The sequence below is a fragment of the Neptunicoccus sediminis genome (assembly GCF_001719615.1).
Lineage (GTDB): Bacteria > Pseudomonadota > Alphaproteobacteria > Rhodobacterales > Rhodobacteraceae > Amylibacter > Amylibacter sediminis.
Genome location: NZ_MDVX01000012.1, coordinates 169,738 through 186,565, shown reverse-complemented (window position 1 = coordinate 186,565; position 16,828 = coordinate 169,738). Strand labels below are relative to the sequence as shown.

The 16,828-nt window shown below is 57.6% G+C and carries 16 protein-coding genes; 12 read left to right on the top strand and 4 right to left on the bottom strand.

The genetic code is table 11. The features are described 5' to 3' along the window. The first annotated feature begins 209 nt into the window (after positions 1 to 209). A complete protein-coding gene (locus BFV97_RS13355; protein ID WP_069300883.1) occupies positions 210 to 1,586 on the top strand; it encodes a diguanylate cyclase in 1,377 nt (458 codons plus the stop codon). A gap of 24 nt (positions 1,587 to 1,610) precedes the next feature. Here BFV97_RS13355 and BFV97_RS13350 read toward each other — a convergent pair whose 3' ends face one another. From BFV97_RS13350 to BFV97_RS13335, 4 genes are all read right to left on the bottom strand, one after another. After that, positions 1,611 to 2,093, bottom strand: a complete 483-nt coding sequence (locus tag BFV97_RS13350; protein WP_069300882.1) for a periplasmic heavy metal sensor — start codon at positions 2,091 to 2,093, stop codon at positions 1,611 to 1,613. A gap of 5 nt (positions 2,094 to 2,098) precedes the next feature. Further along, on the bottom strand, positions 2,099 to 2,494 hold the full coding sequence (locus BFV97_RS13345; protein WP_069300881.1) for a hypothetical protein: 396 nt from the start codon (positions 2,492 to 2,494) through the stop codon (positions 2,099 to 2,101). Then, positions 2,495 to 3,082 (bottom strand): RNA polymerase sigma factor, encoded by a 588-nt coding sequence (locus BFV97_RS13340; RefSeq protein ID WP_108721686.1) that lies wholly within the window; start codon positions 3,080 to 3,082, stop codon positions 2,495 to 2,497. A 78-nt stretch (positions 3,083 to 3,160) separates the two neighbouring features. Further along, positions 3,161 to 3,757 (bottom strand): EF-hand domain-containing protein, encoded by a 597-nt coding sequence (locus tag BFV97_RS13335; protein WP_069300879.1) that lies wholly within the window; start codon positions 3,755 to 3,757, stop codon positions 3,161 to 3,163. A gap of 220 nt (positions 3,758 to 3,977) precedes the next feature. Here BFV97_RS13335 and BFV97_RS13330 point away from each other — a divergent pair, with 220 nt between their 5' ends. From BFV97_RS13330 to BFV97_RS13280, 11 genes are all read left to right on the top strand, one after another. Continuing rightward, the gene (locus tag BFV97_RS13330; RefSeq protein ID WP_069300878.1) at positions 3,978 to 4,397 is read left to right on the top strand and encodes a DUF983 domain-containing protein; all 420 of its coding nucleotides are present in this window, start codon (positions 3,978 to 3,980) and stop codon (positions 4,395 to 4,397) included. Between the two features lie 61 nt (positions 4,398 to 4,458). Further along, positions 4,459 to 5,139 carry an NUDIX hydrolase gene (locus BFV97_RS13325; protein WP_069300877.1) on the top strand — a complete coding sequence of 227 codons (681 nt, stop codon included), beginning with the start codon at positions 4,459 to 4,461 and terminating at the stop codon, positions 5,137 to 5,139. Between the two features lie 53 nt (positions 5,140 to 5,192). After that, positions 5,193 to 6,653 (top strand): MocR-like pyridoxine biosynthesis transcription factor PdxR, encoded by a 1,461-nt coding sequence (gene pdxR / locus BFV97_RS13320; protein ID WP_069300876.1) that lies wholly within the window; start codon positions 5,193 to 5,195, stop codon positions 6,651 to 6,653. Positions 6,654 to 6,836: 183 nt separating this feature from the next. Beyond that, the gene (locus BFV97_RS13315) at positions 6,837 to 7,844 is read left to right on the top strand and encodes a taurine ABC transporter substrate-binding protein (protein WP_069300875.1); all 1,008 of its coding nucleotides are present in this window, start codon (positions 6,837 to 6,839) and stop codon (positions 7,842 to 7,844) included. Between the two features lie 101 nt (positions 7,845 to 7,945). After that, complete coding sequence (locus BFV97_RS13310; protein ID WP_069300874.1) at positions 7,946 to 8,749, top strand: taurine ABC transporter ATP-binding protein; 804 nt, start codon at positions 7,946 to 7,948, stop codon at positions 8,747 to 8,749. Continuing rightward, positions 8,749 to 10,077: an ABC transporter permease gene (locus tag BFV97_RS13305; RefSeq protein ID WP_083225639.1), complete on the top strand. Its 1,329-nt coding sequence runs from the start codon at positions 8,749 to 8,751 to the stop codon at positions 10,075 to 10,077. The genes BFV97_RS13310 and BFV97_RS13305 overlap by 1 nt, the downstream gene beginning before the upstream one ends. A 141-nt stretch (positions 10,078 to 10,218) precedes the next feature. Beyond that, the gene (locus BFV97_RS13300; protein WP_069300873.1) at positions 10,219 to 11,157 is read left to right on the top strand and encodes a bifunctional enoyl-CoA hydratase/phosphate acetyltransferase; all 939 of its coding nucleotides are present in this window, start codon (positions 10,219 to 10,221) and stop codon (positions 11,155 to 11,157) included. 72 nt (positions 11,158 to 11,229) lie between these two features. Then, positions 11,230 to 14,064 carry a molybdopterin oxidoreductase family protein gene (locus BFV97_RS13295; RefSeq protein WP_069300872.1) on the top strand — a complete coding sequence of 945 codons (2,835 nt, stop codon included), beginning with the start codon at positions 11,230 to 11,232 and terminating at the stop codon, positions 14,062 to 14,064. Further along, entirely contained in the window at positions 14,064 to 14,897 is an 834-nt protein-coding gene (locus BFV97_RS13290; RefSeq protein WP_069300871.1) for an alpha/beta fold hydrolase, read from the top strand. Before BFV97_RS13295 ends, BFV97_RS13290 begins: the two co-directional genes overlap by 1 nt. After that, positions 14,894 to 15,679, top strand: coding sequence for a 4Fe-4S dicluster domain-containing protein (locus tag BFV97_RS13285; protein WP_069300870.1), 786 nt, complete (start codon positions 14,894 to 14,896; stop codon positions 15,677 to 15,679). Before BFV97_RS13290 ends, BFV97_RS13285 begins: the two co-directional genes overlap by 4 nt. Then, on the top strand, positions 15,679 to 16,563 hold the full coding sequence (locus tag BFV97_RS13280; protein WP_069300869.1) for a dimethyl sulfoxide reductase anchor subunit family protein: 885 nt from the start codon (positions 15,679 to 15,681) through the stop codon (positions 16,561 to 16,563). The genes BFV97_RS13285 and BFV97_RS13280 overlap by 1 nt, the downstream gene beginning before the upstream one ends. The last annotated feature ends 265 nt before the right edge of the window (positions 16,564 to 16,828 follow it).

Sequence of the window (16,828 nt, the reverse complement as noted above, 5' to 3'; positions counted from 1 at the left end):
CGCTTCAATCCGATTCAAATTTTTTCCAGTTCAGAAAGGTTTCGTTAACACTATTAAGGTTAACTGTCAGCAATCCCGCCGCACGCGTCGCAGATTAGCACCGCGTCCGGCATCCTGTTCGGCGCTGTGCTTAGCATTCTGTTTGGCACCGTGTCTGTTAGCCCAGTTTGTAACGCCTTTCACGAATTCACACCTGCAGGACTGCACTTATGCCTGGACGTATCCTTCTTCTTGATCCGCAAGTCACCAACCGGTTGATGCTTAAATCCCAGCTTACGCGGGATTTTTTTGACGTGGCGTTGGCCTCGGACGGGATCGAACTGGCCCAAAGCCTGCGTTTTGCGCCGCCGGATCTGGTGATGCTGTCTTATGCGGCGGAACAGAGAGCGGATTTTGAAAATATTTCCCGTCTTACCCAGTCTCAGGCTACGGCGCATATTCCTGTGATCCTGCTGCATGACAGCGCGGATACGGCGGTTTGGGATGCGGCCCATGACTGTCTGGCGGATGATGTCATGGCCTACACCACGCAGCGCTGGCTGATGGCGGCGCGGATTAACATGTTGATTCGCGGTAAGGAAAAGCTCGACGCGCTAATCGCCCGTCAGTCGACCATCACACAGATGGGCTTTGCCGAACCGTCCATTTTTTATCCCCCGCCTTTTGCCCGCAAAGTTGTTCTCGACCTGTCATGCGCCCTCTCGATTTTCACCACCTCTTTCCAAGCGCAGGTTGCTGCCCTTCTCAACCGTGACTTTCCACTTCTTAGCCTGATCCGCACGGAACAGGAGCGCATGGATCACCCACCCGCCGATATTTCGCTGGTGGATGAGACCAGCCTTGGGCGGACGGCGGCCTTTCAGACCATTTGCGACCTGCGCAAGCGCAATCCGGACAGGGAAACGCCGATCCTTTATGCCTGTGACACAGGTTGCCCGAACGCGGCCCGTTCGCTGGAACTGGGGGCGCAGGAATTTATTTCCGCCACCAGCGGCCCCGCCCGTTTTGCCACCGCCCTGCGCCGGATGATCTGGCAAAAACAGATGTCCTACCGCACGGAAAGGGCGGTAGCGAACCATTTGAAATCTGCCCTGACCGATCCGCTGACAGGGCTTTATAACCGGCGTTACGGACTGCAATATCTGGACCAGCAACTTGCCCGCCCGCAAGCCTCGGTCACAGCGATGATTCTAGACCTTGACCGTTTCAAAAACGTTAACGACTCTTATGGTCATCTTACCGGCGATCACGTGTTGAAAGAGGCCGCCAAACGGCTGTTGCGCAACATTCGCAGCGCCGATTTATTGTGCCGCTACGGGGGCGAGGAGTTTCTTATAATCCTGAAAGACACGCCGCTCGCCACCCTGCAAGAGATTGCCGACAGGTTGCGCCGTGCGATCTGTCACACCCCGTTTCTCGATGAAAGCGGCAACCGGATTGCCGTTTCTGCAAGCATTGGGGTCAGTACAAGTGCGGGTTTGGGCAGCGATCAGGCAATGGAGGTGCTCGGTTTTGCGGATCGTGCGCTCTACCGGGCCAAGGATTCAGGGCGCAACCGCGTGATTTTCGGGGATAAGGCCGCCTGACCTGCCCCCAGTTGTCAGCATAAATCAGCGGTTCTTTTCACGCTCAAGGCGCTTTTCCTGCTCTTGGTGCACCCGTTCTACATAGGTTGCATGGTCTTGCGGCGACATATCGGCCACTGCTTTGACCAAAGCATTTTGCAGACGCTCTCCGTGTTGCAACGCGATCAGGTGATGGGCCTTGATCGCCGCGCGGGCTGCCTCCTCATTGAAAGGCTGTGCCAACAGCGCCTGTTCCAGCGCGTTTTTTGACGCGCGAAGCGCCTGCATCGTCTTTTTACGATCCTCGCGGCGCAGCCCCGAAGCGGCGCGCACCATATCCTGTTCCGCTTCCGGCAAGGCTTTGATGAAACTTCCAAGTCCCATCCCCGCCCGTCCGCCCGCATGTCCGTCAAAGCGGCCAAAGGCACCGACTACCAGCCCGACCACCAGCAGGTTCAGGGCAAGCGATCCGATCAAAGCGACCTTTCCCCAGTTACGGGTTTTTCTGATCTCTGTCGTTTGTGTCATTCTCTTTACCCTTCAAGATCTGCGACGGTTTCGTCCAGAAGTCCCAGATAGCTGTAGTCCAGCTCTGCCGTTTGTTCATCGAGTGCGGGCAGATAACTGCGGACCGTGTCCGGTGCCGTGGCCCCGTAGAGCACGCCGATGCAAACCGAGGCAGTCAGAGCCGAAGCACCGGCCCAACCGCCCATCACTGCGAAAATCCGTGACAGCAAGGTCTGGCCGGGTTGCCCCGCTGACGGGTGTGACACCACGGCAGGTGCTGGGTTGAAACCAGCCTGAACCTGCGATGCATCCGCCAGAATGCGTGCCATTAAATCCGAACCGGGCACAGGATCTTGCGCCCTTGACGCCTCAAAAAACACATCCAGCATCTCTTGGTTTTCGCCTTTTTCTGAATCTGTCATCTATGTATCCAATCCCAGTTCCATTTTTTGCGCCTCCAGCGCCTCTGCCAGCCCGCGTTTTCCCCGCGCCAGCAGACTTTCAACCGCTTCCACTGAAATTTCCATGATCTCTGCCACTTCGGGGTTTGCCAGTTCCTGCAAAAAACGCAGGCTTACCGCCTTGCGCTGGCGCACTGGCAGGGTTTCCAGCGCGGCCTGCAATGCGTTTGCCCTGTCCCGCGCGATCAGATCGGACTCTATCGAGGGGGCGTCGTCTTTGGGTTCAGGCACATTGTCGATGTCTTCGCTTGCCCGTTTGCCACCCTGTTTGCGCAGCCGGTCCGTACACAGATTGCTCGCCACGCGGTAGAGCCATGTGGACACTTTGGCCTCTCCCTGCCGCCAGTCCGGTGCAATCTTCCACAAACGCATCAGCGCGTCTTGGGCCACATCTTCGGCTTCGGCCTTATCCCCGAGCATGCGCAGCGCAAGCGCCAGCACCCGTCCCGTGTGGCGGTACGCCAGTACAGAGGCCGCCTGCCCGTCGCCATTTGCAAACAGAACCATAAGCGCGTCGTCGCTAATATCGTCGTTGGTATCAAGTGGCATCATCCTGCACCGGCATACCTTTTATCAATGGGGTGGCGCAATGCCCGGACCAAGGGCCGGACATTGCTGTGTCAGGGTTTATTCGCCGCGACCGTGCTTTTTACCCCGTGCGGAGTCTGCTTCGGCCTTGGAAATCTTGCCGTCCCCATCTGTGTCGAGATGTTTGATCATCCGGTCCGCCATGTCTGTGCCCAGCTCGTCACGGGTGATCTTGCCGTCTTTATTGGCATCCATCTTGGCCATCATACGATCACCGCGATGGGCCTTGCGGCCGTGATGCTTTCGGGCGGCTTCAAATTCTTCCTTGGACAAAGACCCGTTGCTATCGGCGTCCAGCTTGTCGAACATGTCTCCCCGCGCCGCGTCTTTATTGCCGCGCTCTTTTCGTTCCTTACCGGATTCGGCGTGTTTGGCCTTCATCTCTGCGCGCATTGCCTTGCGGTGGGCTTTGGCCTCTTCCTTGGTGACAGCGCCGTCTTTATCCGCATCCATCGCATCAAAGCGGGCATCGCGGGCGGCAAGCAATTCCGCCTTATCAACGAAACCGTCGCTGTTGGTGTCCAACGTTTCAAACTGCAACCCGCCGCGGGGTTTGGCCATAGTCGGAGTAGTCGCTGAAAGCGCGATCATCAGAGCCGTTGCACCCATGAGTCCGTATTTTACAGGATTTTTCATTGTATTTCCTTTGGTTTGGTTTTCAGTGTGACCGTGTTGTGTCGGGTCTGATACGCAGGGCCGCCAAAGGTTCCGTCGCAACTTTCTTAAAAAAGTTTTTCGCACGGCAAGTTTGCGACATCCCGCCGCAAGACAGCTTGTCCCAGTTCTTTTCAGCGCCGATGGATCTAAATTGACCATATGGAAAATTATGATCAGACTATTGATCCAAAGGTGTCCAATGGAAAACAACGACCATATCATTGCCCCCAACGTGGCAGAGCGTGAGGCTAAGCCTGCGATGTTGCGCGGGTGGCGGCGCAAGTGCCCCAACTGTGGCACCGGACCGCTGCTTAAAGGCTATCTCACCGTGCGCGACACCTGCGAGGTCTGCTCGGAGGAGCTACACCACCACCGCGCGGATGATGGACCCGCCTATGTGACCATTCTGATCTGCGGGCACCTTCTGGCCCCGCTGATGATGCTGATGTTTGAGGTCTTCCGCCCCAATGCGCTGGTTCTGAGTGTGGGCTTCATGGTCGCCTTTGTCGCGCTCGCACTTTATATGCTGCCGCGGATTAAAGGGGTTTTCGTCGGCTTGCAGTGGGCCAAACGGATGCACGGCTTTGGCCGCGACGTTACGCCAGTCGCGGCGGAATAGCTGGACAAGCCTGCGGGCGGGGGATTTATATATGCCCAAGCAATAAAGGCAGGCGCAGAACATGAATGACATCCCCATCAAAAACGCAGCAACCGTAATTCTGGTGCGCGACGGTGACGACGGACCACAGGTTCTGATGGGGCAGCGGGGCAAATCTGCTGTCTTCATGCCCAATAAATTCGTCTTTCCCGGTGGCGCTGTCGATCCCACAGATGCCGAAGTCACCCTGTCCAACACCGCACAGAATGCCTGTATGGAAAGACTGAAGGCGCAATCCGATCCGTCACTCGGCCCGTCCCTGCTGGCCGCCGCGATTCGCGAGATGTGGGAAGAAACCGGACAGCGCATCGGCCAGTGTTCCGACAGGGCACCCGAAATGGCCCATACCCAGCCTGACAACTGGCAGAGCTTTTTCCTTTCGGGGTGTCTGCCCGACCCGACAGGACTGGAGTTTATTTTCCGCGCTATTACGCCTCCGGGTCGCCCGCGCCGATTTGATGCGCGGTTTTTTCTGGGCCGCGCCGAGCTTATTCAGGATGATCCGGATGATTTCGGGCGGGCGCAGGATGAATTATCCCATCTGCAATGGATTCCACTGGCCAAATCCCGTGAATTCGACCTTCCCTTCATCACCGAAGTGGTGCTGGCCGAGGTGCAGAACCGTTTGAACGAACCGGACGGAGATCATCCGGTTCCTTTTTTCAGCCATGACGGGGAACGCTCCCAGTTTCTGAAACTTTAGCGCCAAGCGATAAGTCCACTTTACCACGCGCCTAGGTCCAGCTAAGTTGCGGCATGGCCCTATCCGAAGACCTCTTCTTTCTCGATCCAGCCTTTGAAGGCAGCCTGCAAAGCCAGATCCGGCAGATCGTGGCCTCGGCCATTCTATCGCGCCGTTTTCTGCCCGGTGAACGGCTGCCCTCCTCACGCAAACTGGCCAAACATCTGGGGATTTCCCGGATCACCGTCACCCTGTCCTATCAGGAACTGGTGGCGGACGGATACCTTGCGACACGCTCCCGCTCGGGGTATTTTGTGGCGGATGATGCGCCCACGTCGGCCTTTGATGGCACCACAGCGGATCGCACTGATAAAGTTGACTGGTCCGCCGCCCTGCAACGCCGCTATACGGGTGCGCCGATGGTGGCCAAATGTTTTAACTGGCAGTCCTACCCCTATCCCTTCATCTACGGTCAGGCCGACCCGCAACTGTTCAGCCATTCCAACTGGCGGCTTTGTGCGCACCAAGCGCTCGGCAAGAAAGAGTTCGACAGTCTGACGTCGGATTATGCCGAAGAAGACGATGCGCAACTGATTGATTTCATTGCCAGACACACGCTGACACGGCGGGGCATTCAGGCCAACCGCGACCAGATTTTGCTGACGGTCGGGGCGCAGAATGCGCTGTGGATGGTCGGACAGCTTTTGCTTGGCAAAGGGCGCAAGGCCGCCTTTGAAAATCCGGGCTATCCCGGTGTGCGCGACATCCTGCGCCACACGGAATGCGCGCTGGCCCCTGTTGATATTGACGAAAACGGCATGATCCCCGATCTGGTGCCACCCGATACGGACGTCATTTTCACCACCCCGAGCCATCACGCACCGACCGCCGCCACCATGCCAATGGCCCGCCGCCATGCCCTGCTGGAAATGGCAAGTGCGCAGGATATGATCGTGGTAGAGGACGATTACGAATTTGAGATGTCCTTTCTGAACGCCCCCTCTCCCGCGCTAAAATCGCTCGATACCGAAGGGCGGGTAATCTATGTGGGCAGCTTCTCGAAATCGCTGTTTCCGGGCCTGCGTCTGGGGTATCTGGTCGGTTCGGAGCCGTTGATCCGACAGGCCCGTGCCTTGCGCACGACCGTGTTGCGGCATCCCCCCGGCCACATGCAGCGCACCACTGCCAATTTCCTTGCGCTCGGGCATTACGACGCGCTGATCCGGCGCATGAAAGACGCCTATTTTGAACGGCGTCAGGTCATGGCAAAGGCGCTGGCAGACCACGAATTAACCGTTGCCGGCAGTGCGTCATTTGGCGGATCGTCGTTCTGGATGCGTGCGCCCGATCATGTGGATACGGTTGATCTGGCACGATTGCTTAAGGCAGAGGAGGTGTTGATCGAACCCGGCGCACCCTTTTTTGAAGGCCCGAACGCCCCGAAAAACCACTTCCGGCTGGCCTATTCGTCTATCGACAGCCGCATGATCCCAAAAGGGATTTCCATCATTTCAAAAACAATAAGAAACTTCTAGGCAGGCCCGCCGAGTTTTGAGACAATTCCCGTATTGGAATCATCCAATAGGCTAACTGGCGCTATCCTATTTCGGTAATTTTAGACCACCTGTCAGCAGTTCCGTCTGCACTGATACGCGACCGAGCCTTAAACGAACCGAGCGGGGTCTCAACGAAGGCTCTGCCACTCAGGGAGACTATCTATGAAATTTACGAATACACTGACTGCAATGGCTGTGGCACTGGCTGCGACCACGGGTTCTGCCGCCTATGCACTGGACGAACTGGTTGTTGCCTATTTTCTGGAATGGCCCACACCCAATCAATACGCCCAGCACAACAAGATTTACTCTGAAAAAATGGGTATACCGGTCAAATGGGTCGCATTTGATGCCGGTACAGCCATGTCCGCAGCAATGGCGTCGGGCGATGTGCATATCTCTTTCTCACAGGGCGTAACCCCGTTTCTGGTGGCAACAGCCGCCGGTCAGGACCTGCAAGCAGTTGATATTGCGGTGTCCTACTCTGAAAATGACAACTGCGTTGTGCGCTCCGAGCTGGAGATCACCAAAGACAATGCCGCAGAAGAGCTGAAGGGCAAAAAAGTTGCTGTACCGCTCGGCACTGCGGCCCATTCCGGCTTTCTGGCGCAGATGGCCTATCTGAACATCCCAGAATCCGACCTGACCATCGTTGACATGGCCCCGTCTGATTCCGCCGCTGCCTTCAGCCAGCCGAACACGGACTTGGCAATGGCCTGTGGTTGGGGTGGTTCCTTGCGCACCATGAAGGAATACGGCAACACCATCCTGTCCGGTGCGGAAAAGGAAAAAGTTGTGGGCAAAGTCTTTGACCTGACCACAATCCCCACCGCCTTTGGCGAGGAAAACCCCGATGTTCTGGCCCAGTTCCTTGCGATCACAGCCGAAATGAACGCAATGTACGCAGCTGACCGTGCGCCGATGATGGATGCGATCCAGAAAGAAGCCGGCATGGACATGGAAGGCACGACAGCCGTTATTGACGTCTTCGCCTTCCCGACCATCGAAGAGCAACTCTCCGAAGAGTGGATGGGCGGTTTTGTAACCGAATACCTGACAGACTCTGCGGCCAAGCTGGAAGAAGGCGGCAAAATCAGCGCGCTGAGCGATTACTCCGCTGTTGTGAACACCAGCTATCTTGAAGCTGCCAAAAAGATGATGATGGAATAATTTCCGGTTTCATCAAATAGATGGTAAAATGAACTGCGGCCTGTGTATCCGGCCGCGGTTCTGTTCAGCTACCCACACCTCTGTTCACGAATGGAATTTATATGACAGGTCTTGTCATCGACGATGTCTCCATGACCTTTGAATTGCCCAACGGCGGCAATGTCGAAGCGCTCAAGAACATCAATTTACAGATTAACGAAGGCGAACTTCTTTCTGTGCTGGGGCCTTCGGGCTGTGGCAAAACCACCCTCCTCAATATCCTTGCAGGCTTTCTGGCGCCGACATCCGGCACGATGGCCATGAATGGCCACGCCATCACCGGCCCCCATAGCGAGCGGGGTATGGTGTTTCAGCAAGGCGCTTTGTTCGAGTGGATGAATGTGGCCAAAAACATCGGCTTCGGGCCAAAGATGAAAGGCACCCCCCAAGCAGAGATCGACGCCAAAGTGACCGAATTGCTCGGGATTGTCGGCTTGCAGGATTTTGCCGAAAAGATGATCTACGAAATGTCCGGCGGCATGCAACAGCGCGTAGCCCTTGCCCGTTGCCTTGCAAATGACCCTGATATTATCCTTATGGATGAACCCCTTGGTGCGCTTGACGCGCTGACACGGGAAAAAATGCAAAGCCTCGTTCTGGACATCTGGAAAAAGACCGGCAAGACCATCATCCTGATCACACACTCCGTCGAAGAAGCCCTGCTGCTGGGCGAACGCCTGCTGGTTATGGCGCCGCGTCCGGGTCGGGTTCACAAGGAATACAACCTGCCCTTTGCTGAAATGGGCGTCGGCGCCGATCTGCGAGAGGTCAAACGCCATCCTGATTTCGGGCCGAAACGGGATGAGATCCTGTCCATGATCTGGGACATGGAAGAAGAAATCATGGGTCGGACGGAGTCAGCTTGATGCTACAGGAAGTAATGGACGTTATTGTAACAACCCTGCGCATGGTGGTGGGGATTACCGTGATCATGGCAGTGTTTCTGCTGGTCAGTATGGGTCTGTCCTATCTTTACGCGCTGTTTTCGCGGGGACGTGGCGCGGCAAAGGGCTATACCAGCCTGAAAACCGTGACTTTCGGGGATGAAAGCGCCGTCACCGCAAACAGATTCGCCTCTGTCGCAGCGATCGTGACGATCTTTCTGCTGTGGTGCATTGCCACCGGATCCTCGCTGATACCGACGGTGCTGCCGCCCCCCTTTGTGGGCGAGACGCAGTTTGAATACACCGCACGCAACGCGGAAGGGGCCACAGATACGGCGACTGTCTTTGTGCAGGTCTACGGATCGGATGCAGAACGCCCCGCGCAACCGGATTCCATGCCGCTCGGGGATGGTTTTGCCAAGAACGACTATGTTCAGATCGTAGAGCGCCGCACCAAGGTTCTTAAGGCGCAGAACAATGATGAGGGCGGCAAGGAAGACGGTTACGAAGTCATTGAGATCAATGGCACACCTGTCACACGGGAAGCCGTTGTTCCCTTTGGCAAGGGCGAAATCTACATGACCAAACAAGGATCGCTGTCTGTGCGTCCCGCAACCGGCATGACGATGGAGGCGCTTTACCTGCCGCCACCGGAAAAGGTCTGGTCCTCTTTCATCACGCTGAACAAGGAAGGGTATCAGGGCGTGGGCCTGTGGGAGAACGTGTTCTGGTCCCTGATCCGGGTCGTGATCGGCTTCTCGCTTGGCTGTCTGTTCGGTATCCCGCTCGGCTTTGCTATGGGGCTGAATTCATGGCTGCGGGGCTGGTTCGATCCTATCGTGGAGTTCATGCGTCCGGTGCCACCGCTTGCGCTGATCCCGCTGGTTATTATTTGGTTCGGTATCGGTGAGCAGGGTAAAATCTCGCTGCTGTTCCTCGCCGCGCTGTGGATTATGACCATTGCCGCCCGTGCCGGTGTGTCCGGTGTGAATATCTCCAAGGTCCATGCGGCTTACTCGCTCGGGGCGACCCGCAGACAGTTGCTGACCAAGGTTATCCTGCCGAACTCCCTGCCGGAAATCTTTACCGGCGCACGGGTTGCGATGGGGGTTTGTTGGGGCACGGTTGTGGCCGCCGAACTGGTTGCCGCCGAAAAAGGCGCCGGCAAAATGATCATCGCCGCGTCAAAATTCTCACTGACGGATATTGTGATCATCGGGATTATCATCATCGGCGTGATCGGCTATGGCATCGACGTTCTGATGCGCATGGCGGAAAACAAACTGGTGCCGTGGAAAGGGCGCGGTTAACCCGCCTTCCCGCTACGAAACTTTCGCAAAGGCCCCGAAAATCGGGGCCTTTCGCATTTTGGCCCTATCCGCGCGAACATCTGGCCCTAAGCAATTTTCCGTTTATAACTGATATAGTTACCCCAAGCCCCGAGGATTCCGATGACCCGCAAACCTTCTGCATTTCTGTCCAGCACAGCGCCCGATTGCCCCCCGACCCTGATCGCACAAGCCGCCAAAGGCACGCCGCCCCGTGTGGCCATTGCGCGCGCCGGTGCGTCCCTGCCCATGCAGGCCGCGAAAGAGGCGTCCCAAGCCGGGATCATGACGCCGGTTTTCGTCGGGGAGGCTGACGCCATTCACGCCGAGGCTGAAACGCTGGGCTGGGACATCTATGGCTTTGACCTGCACAACACCACCGGAGAGGCCGAGGCCGCGTCAGTTGCCGCCGCGCTCTGCGGTGCGGATCAGGCGGATGTACTGATGAAGGGGCACCTGCACACCGACCAGTTCATGAAGGGCGTTCTGGCGCGGGATAGCGGTTTGCGCACCACAGAGCGTCTCGTGCATGTGTTTCACATCACCCCGCCCGGCCATGACACGCCGCTGCTGATCTCGGATGCCGCTGTGAATGTGACACCGGACCTTAAAACCCGCCAGTCCGCGGTGCAGGCGGTGGTCAAACTGGCACGGGCGCGGGGTATTGCGCGACCCAAAGTGGCCTTCCTCTCCGCCACCGAAAGCGCCATTCCCTCTGTGCCGTCTTCAATGGAAGCGGCAGAGCTTTGCGACTGGGCCAAGGGCGAAATCGCGGATGCGGATTTTTCCGGTCCACTGGCGCTCGATCTCGTGCTGTCGCTGGAAGCCGCTAAAATCAAAGGGTTGCAGGATGACCCTGTGGCGGGTCAGGCGGATTGCCTTGTGGTGCCGGATATTGTCTCGGGCAATGCCATTTTCAAATCACTGGTCTACCTGTCAGGCGGTTGCGCTGCGGGTGTGGTTATGGGGGCGAAAGTCCCTGTTCTGCTCACCTCCCGCGCCGATCCCCCTGCCGCACGACTGGCCTCTGCTGCGCTGGCTGCGATCCTGACCCGTGCGTGACGAAACATTATTCCAAATAACCGGTGGAATTTCGGGACAATAGTCCGGATAACACTTGGAACGGAGAACAACATGAACAAACACATCCAACCCGATCTGGATACCTCCCCCAAGGTTTCTGACGAAATCCGCAAAACCACCTGCTACATGTGCGCCTGCCGTTGCGGCATCAATGTGCATATGCAGGACGGCAAGGTGAAATACATAGAGGGCAACCGCGACCACCCGATCAACCGTGGGGTGCTTTGCGCCAAAGGCTCTGCGGGGATCATGCAGCATTACTCCCCCGCGCGCCTTAAAGCGCCGATGAAACGGGTCGGCCCGCGCGGGTCGGGCGAATTTGAGGAAATCAGCTGGGACGAAGCCTTTCAAATTGCATCGGACTGGATGACTCCGCTGCGGGAAAAACATCCCGAGAAGCTGGCGTTCTTCACGGGACGGGACCAGTCCCAGTCTCTTACGTCTTTTTGGGCGCAACAGTTCGGCACCCCGAATTACGCCGCCCACGGCGGGTTCTGCTCGGTTAATATGGCGGCTGCCGGAATCTACACGATGGGCGGCGCCTTTTGGGAATTTGGCCAGCCCGATTGGGAACGGGCCAAGATGTTCATGATCTTTGGCGTGGCCGAGGATCACGATTCCAACCCGATCAAACTGGGCCTCTCCCGCCTAAAGGAACGGGGCGCCAAAATTGTTGGCGTGAACCCCGTGCGCTCCGGCTATAACGCGATTGCGGATGAATGGGTTGGCATCACACCGGGCACGGACGGGTTGTTCATCCTGTCCCTGATCCGCGAGTTGCTTGCCGCGGGCAAGGTGGATCTGGACTATCTGGTCCGCTACACCAACGCGCCCTATCTGGTGAATTGCGACCCCGCTTCCGACGACCACGGGCTGTTTCTTTATGATAACGACGGCAAACCGCAGGTGCTGGACCGTGCAACCGGCGAACCGTTGCCCTTTGACCAGCAAGGCGTCAAACCTGAACTGGCCACGGATTACACCCACAAAGGTACGCTTTACCGCCCCGCCTTCCAGCTGATGGCAGAGAAATATCTGGTGGATGATTACGCGCCGGAAAACGTGGCAGAGCGTACAGGCGTCAAACCCGAAACCATTCGGCGTCTGGCCGCTGAACTGGCCCGCACCGCCTTTGAGGAAGAAATCGTCATCAACCAGCCGTGGACCGATTTCCGCGGCGAAAAACATGACAAGATGATCGGCCGCCCTGTCGCCTTCCACGCCATGCGCGGGATTTCGGCCCATTCCAACGGGTTCCAGACCTGTCGTGCACTGCACCTGCTGCAAATCCTGCTGGGCAGCGTCGAGGTTCCGGGCGGTTTCCGCTTTAAGCCGCCCTACCCCAAACCCGTCACAGGCCATCCGCGCCCCCACGCGAAACCCGTTGCCAACAGCCCGCTGAACGGGCCGCATCTGGGCTTTCCGCAAGGCCCCGAAGACCTTGCGATTAAGGCAAATGGCACACCTGCGCGGATTGACAAGGCGTTTACGTGGGAAAACCCCATGTCCGCCCACGGCATGATGCATATGGTGATTTCCAACGCCCATGCCGGTGATCCCTACAAGATCGACACGTTGTTCATGTATATGGCGAATATGTCGTGGAATTCCTCGATGAATTCTCGCGGCGTGATGGATATGTTGACGGACAAGACCGAGGACGGCGAATATGTCATCCCGCGCATTATCTATTCCGACAGCTACTCCTCTGAAATGGTTGCCTTTTCAGACCTGATCCTGCCCGATACCACCTATCTAGAACGGCACGATTGTATTTCTCTGCTGGACCGCCCGATTTCCGAGGCCGAGGCCATGTGTGACAGCATCCGCTGGCCGGTGGTGGAACCGGACCGCGATGTGCGCGGCTTTCAATCCGCCCTGATCCAGCTTGGTGCCAAGATGAAACTGCCCGGTTTCACCAATGAGGACGGCAGCGCCAAATATCAGGATTACGCCGATTACATCGTGAACCACGAACGCCGCCCCGGTGTCGGACCTCTGGCCGGGTGGCGGGACGAGGATGAAACTGGCTCCGGTCGGGGTGCGCCAAACCCCAATCAGATCGACCGCTACATTGAGAACGGCGGCTTTTACATGGACCACATCCCCGAAGAGGCGTTGTTCTACAAGCCGTGGAACAAGGCCTATCAGGACTGGGCAGTGGAGCGCGGCATCTTTGATGCGCCCTCCCCTTATACATTCAACATCTATGTCGAGCAGATGCAGAAATTCCGGCTGGCAGCCGAGGGCAAAGGCGAATTGCAGCCGCCCGATCACCTGCGCGACCAGCTGAAAATGGCGATGGACCCGCTGCCTACATGGTGGCAACCCTTTGAAGAAGCCCTTGTGGACGGAGAGGAATACCCCATCCACGCGCTGACCCAGCGTCCGGCGGCCATGTACCATTCCTGGGGATCGCAAAACGCCTGGCTGCGTCAGATCCACGGCCATAATCCACTGTATATCTCCGGCGAAATCTGGGAACAGCACGGGTTTGAAGAAGGTGACTGGGCCTATTTGAAATCTCATCACGGGGAAATTCAGGTGCCAGTGGTCCGCATGGACGCGCTGAACCCGAAAACCGTCTGGACGTGGAACGCCATTGGCAAGCGCAAGGGTGCCTGGGCGTTGGACGAGGATGCGCCGGAAACGAAAAAAGGCTTTCTTCTGAACCACTTGATCCACGAACTTCTACCCCAAAAAGGGGACGGATTGCGCTGGTCCAACTCTGATCCGGTCACGGGTCAGGCCGCGTGGTACGACTTGCGGGTGAACATCCGCAAGGCGCCAACACCGGACAACCTGCAATCCGAACCGGCCATTGCGCCGCAAAAATCCCCCGTGGGACAAGGACCAAAGAACATCCGTTACGGGGAAGACTTCTGATGCGCACCCACCACGTTTCCGGCGGGGGCGGCTGCAAGATCCACGTCACGGATCAGGGCCCCGAAGACGCACCGACCCTGTTGTTTATCCATGGTTGGGCGCAGCATAACATCTGCTGGAAGGCCCAAGCGCCGCTGGCCGAAAAATTCCGCGTCGTCGCGTTTGATCTGCGCGGGCATGGCGGTTCGGTTACGCCTTCGGAGGTGGAAGATTACACCGATGAAACGCTCTGGGCCAACGACATCTATGCCGTGATCACCGAGCTTGGCCTGAAAAATCCGGTCCTGATCGGCTGGTCCTACGGCGCACGGGTGATTTCTTCCTATCTTGCCACGCACGGTCAGGATGCCATCGGCGGGATTGTCCTTGTGGGCGGTATCATTGCCATCGGCAAACACCGTGAGCCGTGGATGATGGGGGAAGGCAGCCCTGCGTTGAACCGAGATCTTTACACGTCCGATCAGAACCGTCTGATCCCCGCGACTGTAAAATTTGTCGAACAATGTACCTATAAACCGCTCGACAGGGCCAGCTACGCGACACTCGTTGCGGCCAATATGCTGGTGCCCGCGCTGGTGCGCCGCGCCCTGTTTGCAGGTGATTGGGATTGCCGACCAAGCTGGCAGGCGTTTACCAAACCCGCATTGGTGATCCACGGCGAGGCGGACGACATTGTTTTGCCTTCCGTGGGCAAAGCCGCGGCGGAAGCCCTGCCCGATAGCACCCTGTCGCTATATCCCGAAACCGGACATGCACCCTTTGCCGAACATCCGGCCCGTTTCAACGACGAGATTGCCGCCTTTGCAGCAAACGCCCTTGGAGTTTCACAATGACCATCCTCCCCCAATCCACCCATAAGAAACTGGGCCTTGCCATTGATCTGGACATTTGCGTCGGGTGCCATGCCTGTGTGATCAATTGCAAGGAATGGAACACCTCCAACTATGGCGCACCTCTGTCGGATCAGGACGCATATGGCGCGGAACCTGTTGGCACTTTCCTGAACCGCATTCATACGTTTGAGGTGAAAGCCGCTGACAAACCGGCCCAGACCGTCCACTTCCCCAAATCCTGCCTGCACTGCGATGATGCGCCCTGTGTTACCGTGTGTCCAACAGGGGCGAGCTACAAGCGCGTGGACGATGGGATCGTTCTGGTAAACGAATCCGATTGTATCGGCTGCGGCCTCTGCGCCTGGGCCTGTCCTTACGGCGCACGGGAACTGGATGCGGCCGAAGGTGTGATGAAGAAATGCACCCTTTGTGTGGACCGTATCTACAACGAAAACCTGCCCGAAATTGACCGGGAACCCGCCTGCGTGCGCACTTGTCCTGCAAACGCCCGTCACTTCGGGGATTTTGCGGACCCCGACAGCAATGTGTCCCGCATGTCTGCGGAACGGGGCGCAGTTCCCTTGTTCCCCGAACAGGGCACCAAGCCGGTAAACCGTTATCTGCCACCCCGTCCGAAGGCGGACATCCAAACGGACGGTGATATAGACATCCTCGCCCCGTTTCTGGACACCTCGGGCAACGGCAAAACCGCGTCCGGCACATCATCTACATCAGCCAAGGGTCTTCTGGGCTGGCTCGACAAAGCACTGGAGGCCATCTGATGCATCCCGCACCCTCTGTCATCGTTTTTACCGCCCTGTCGGGGCTCGGCTTTGGTCTGCTGGCCTTTTTGGGGGTAAACGTCCCCGATGTCACCGGCATGACAGCCTTCATTTTCTTCTTCATCGCTTATGCGCTGGCCGTTGGGGGGCTGGTCGCATCCACCTTCCACCTTGGCAATCCGCAACGCGCACTAAAGGCATTCACCCAGTGGCGCAGCAGCTGGTTGTCCCGTGAGGGCGTGTTCGCCGTCCTGTCGTTATGCGTCATGGGCATCTATGCCGCCTGTCTGATTTTTCTGGACCTCCGTCTGCCAGTTGTGGGGATCATCGGTTCGATTCTCAGCCTGATCTCTGTATATTGCACCTCAATGATTTACGGACAGTTAAAGACTGTACCCCGCTGGAACCAGCCGCTGACGCCGGTCCTGTTTCTGGCCTATGCGCTGACCGGCGGTGCGCTGTTGTCCGGTCAGGTCTATCTGGCGGCTGGTCTCATGGTGCTGCTTATGATCCTGCAATACGCCCACTGGACCATCGGTGACGGGCGTCTGGCGGCGGCCGGAGGCACGATCGAGGCGGCCACGGGTCTCGGGCATCTGGGGAAGGTTCGCCTGCTGGAAAGCCCCCACAGCGGCACAAACTATCTGCTGCGGGAAATGGCCCATGAAGTCGGTCGCAAGCACGCCTTCAAGCTTCGTGTGATTGCCCTGCTGTGCCTTGGCGTCCTGCCCTGCCTTTTGCTGCTACTGACCGCCCCGGGGCATCTCAGCGCCCTTGTCGCCGTGCTGTTGCATCTGGTCGGGGTCTTTGCCGCCCGCTGGTTGTTCTTTGCAGAGGCAGAGCATGTTCAGGCGCTTTACTACGACCGTCACAGAGCCGCCTGAACCGCCCCCACAACCAATCCTGCAGGCCCGCACGGTATCCGCCGCGCGGGCCTTTTCTTTGGCCTGCAGGCGGTCCGAACACTCGCTTGGGGGGGAGGCTGGACGGCGCATCTCAACCGGCGATCACCGGACATAAAAAAAACGCTCCCGGGAGGCAATGTCCGGGAGCGTTTTTTTTCGTCAGTATCGCAGAAGAAGCACGGGACGAGCGTGCTGCCTTAGCGATGCGCGTTGTGGTCATGTGGCCGCTGTCAGTGAAACGGGG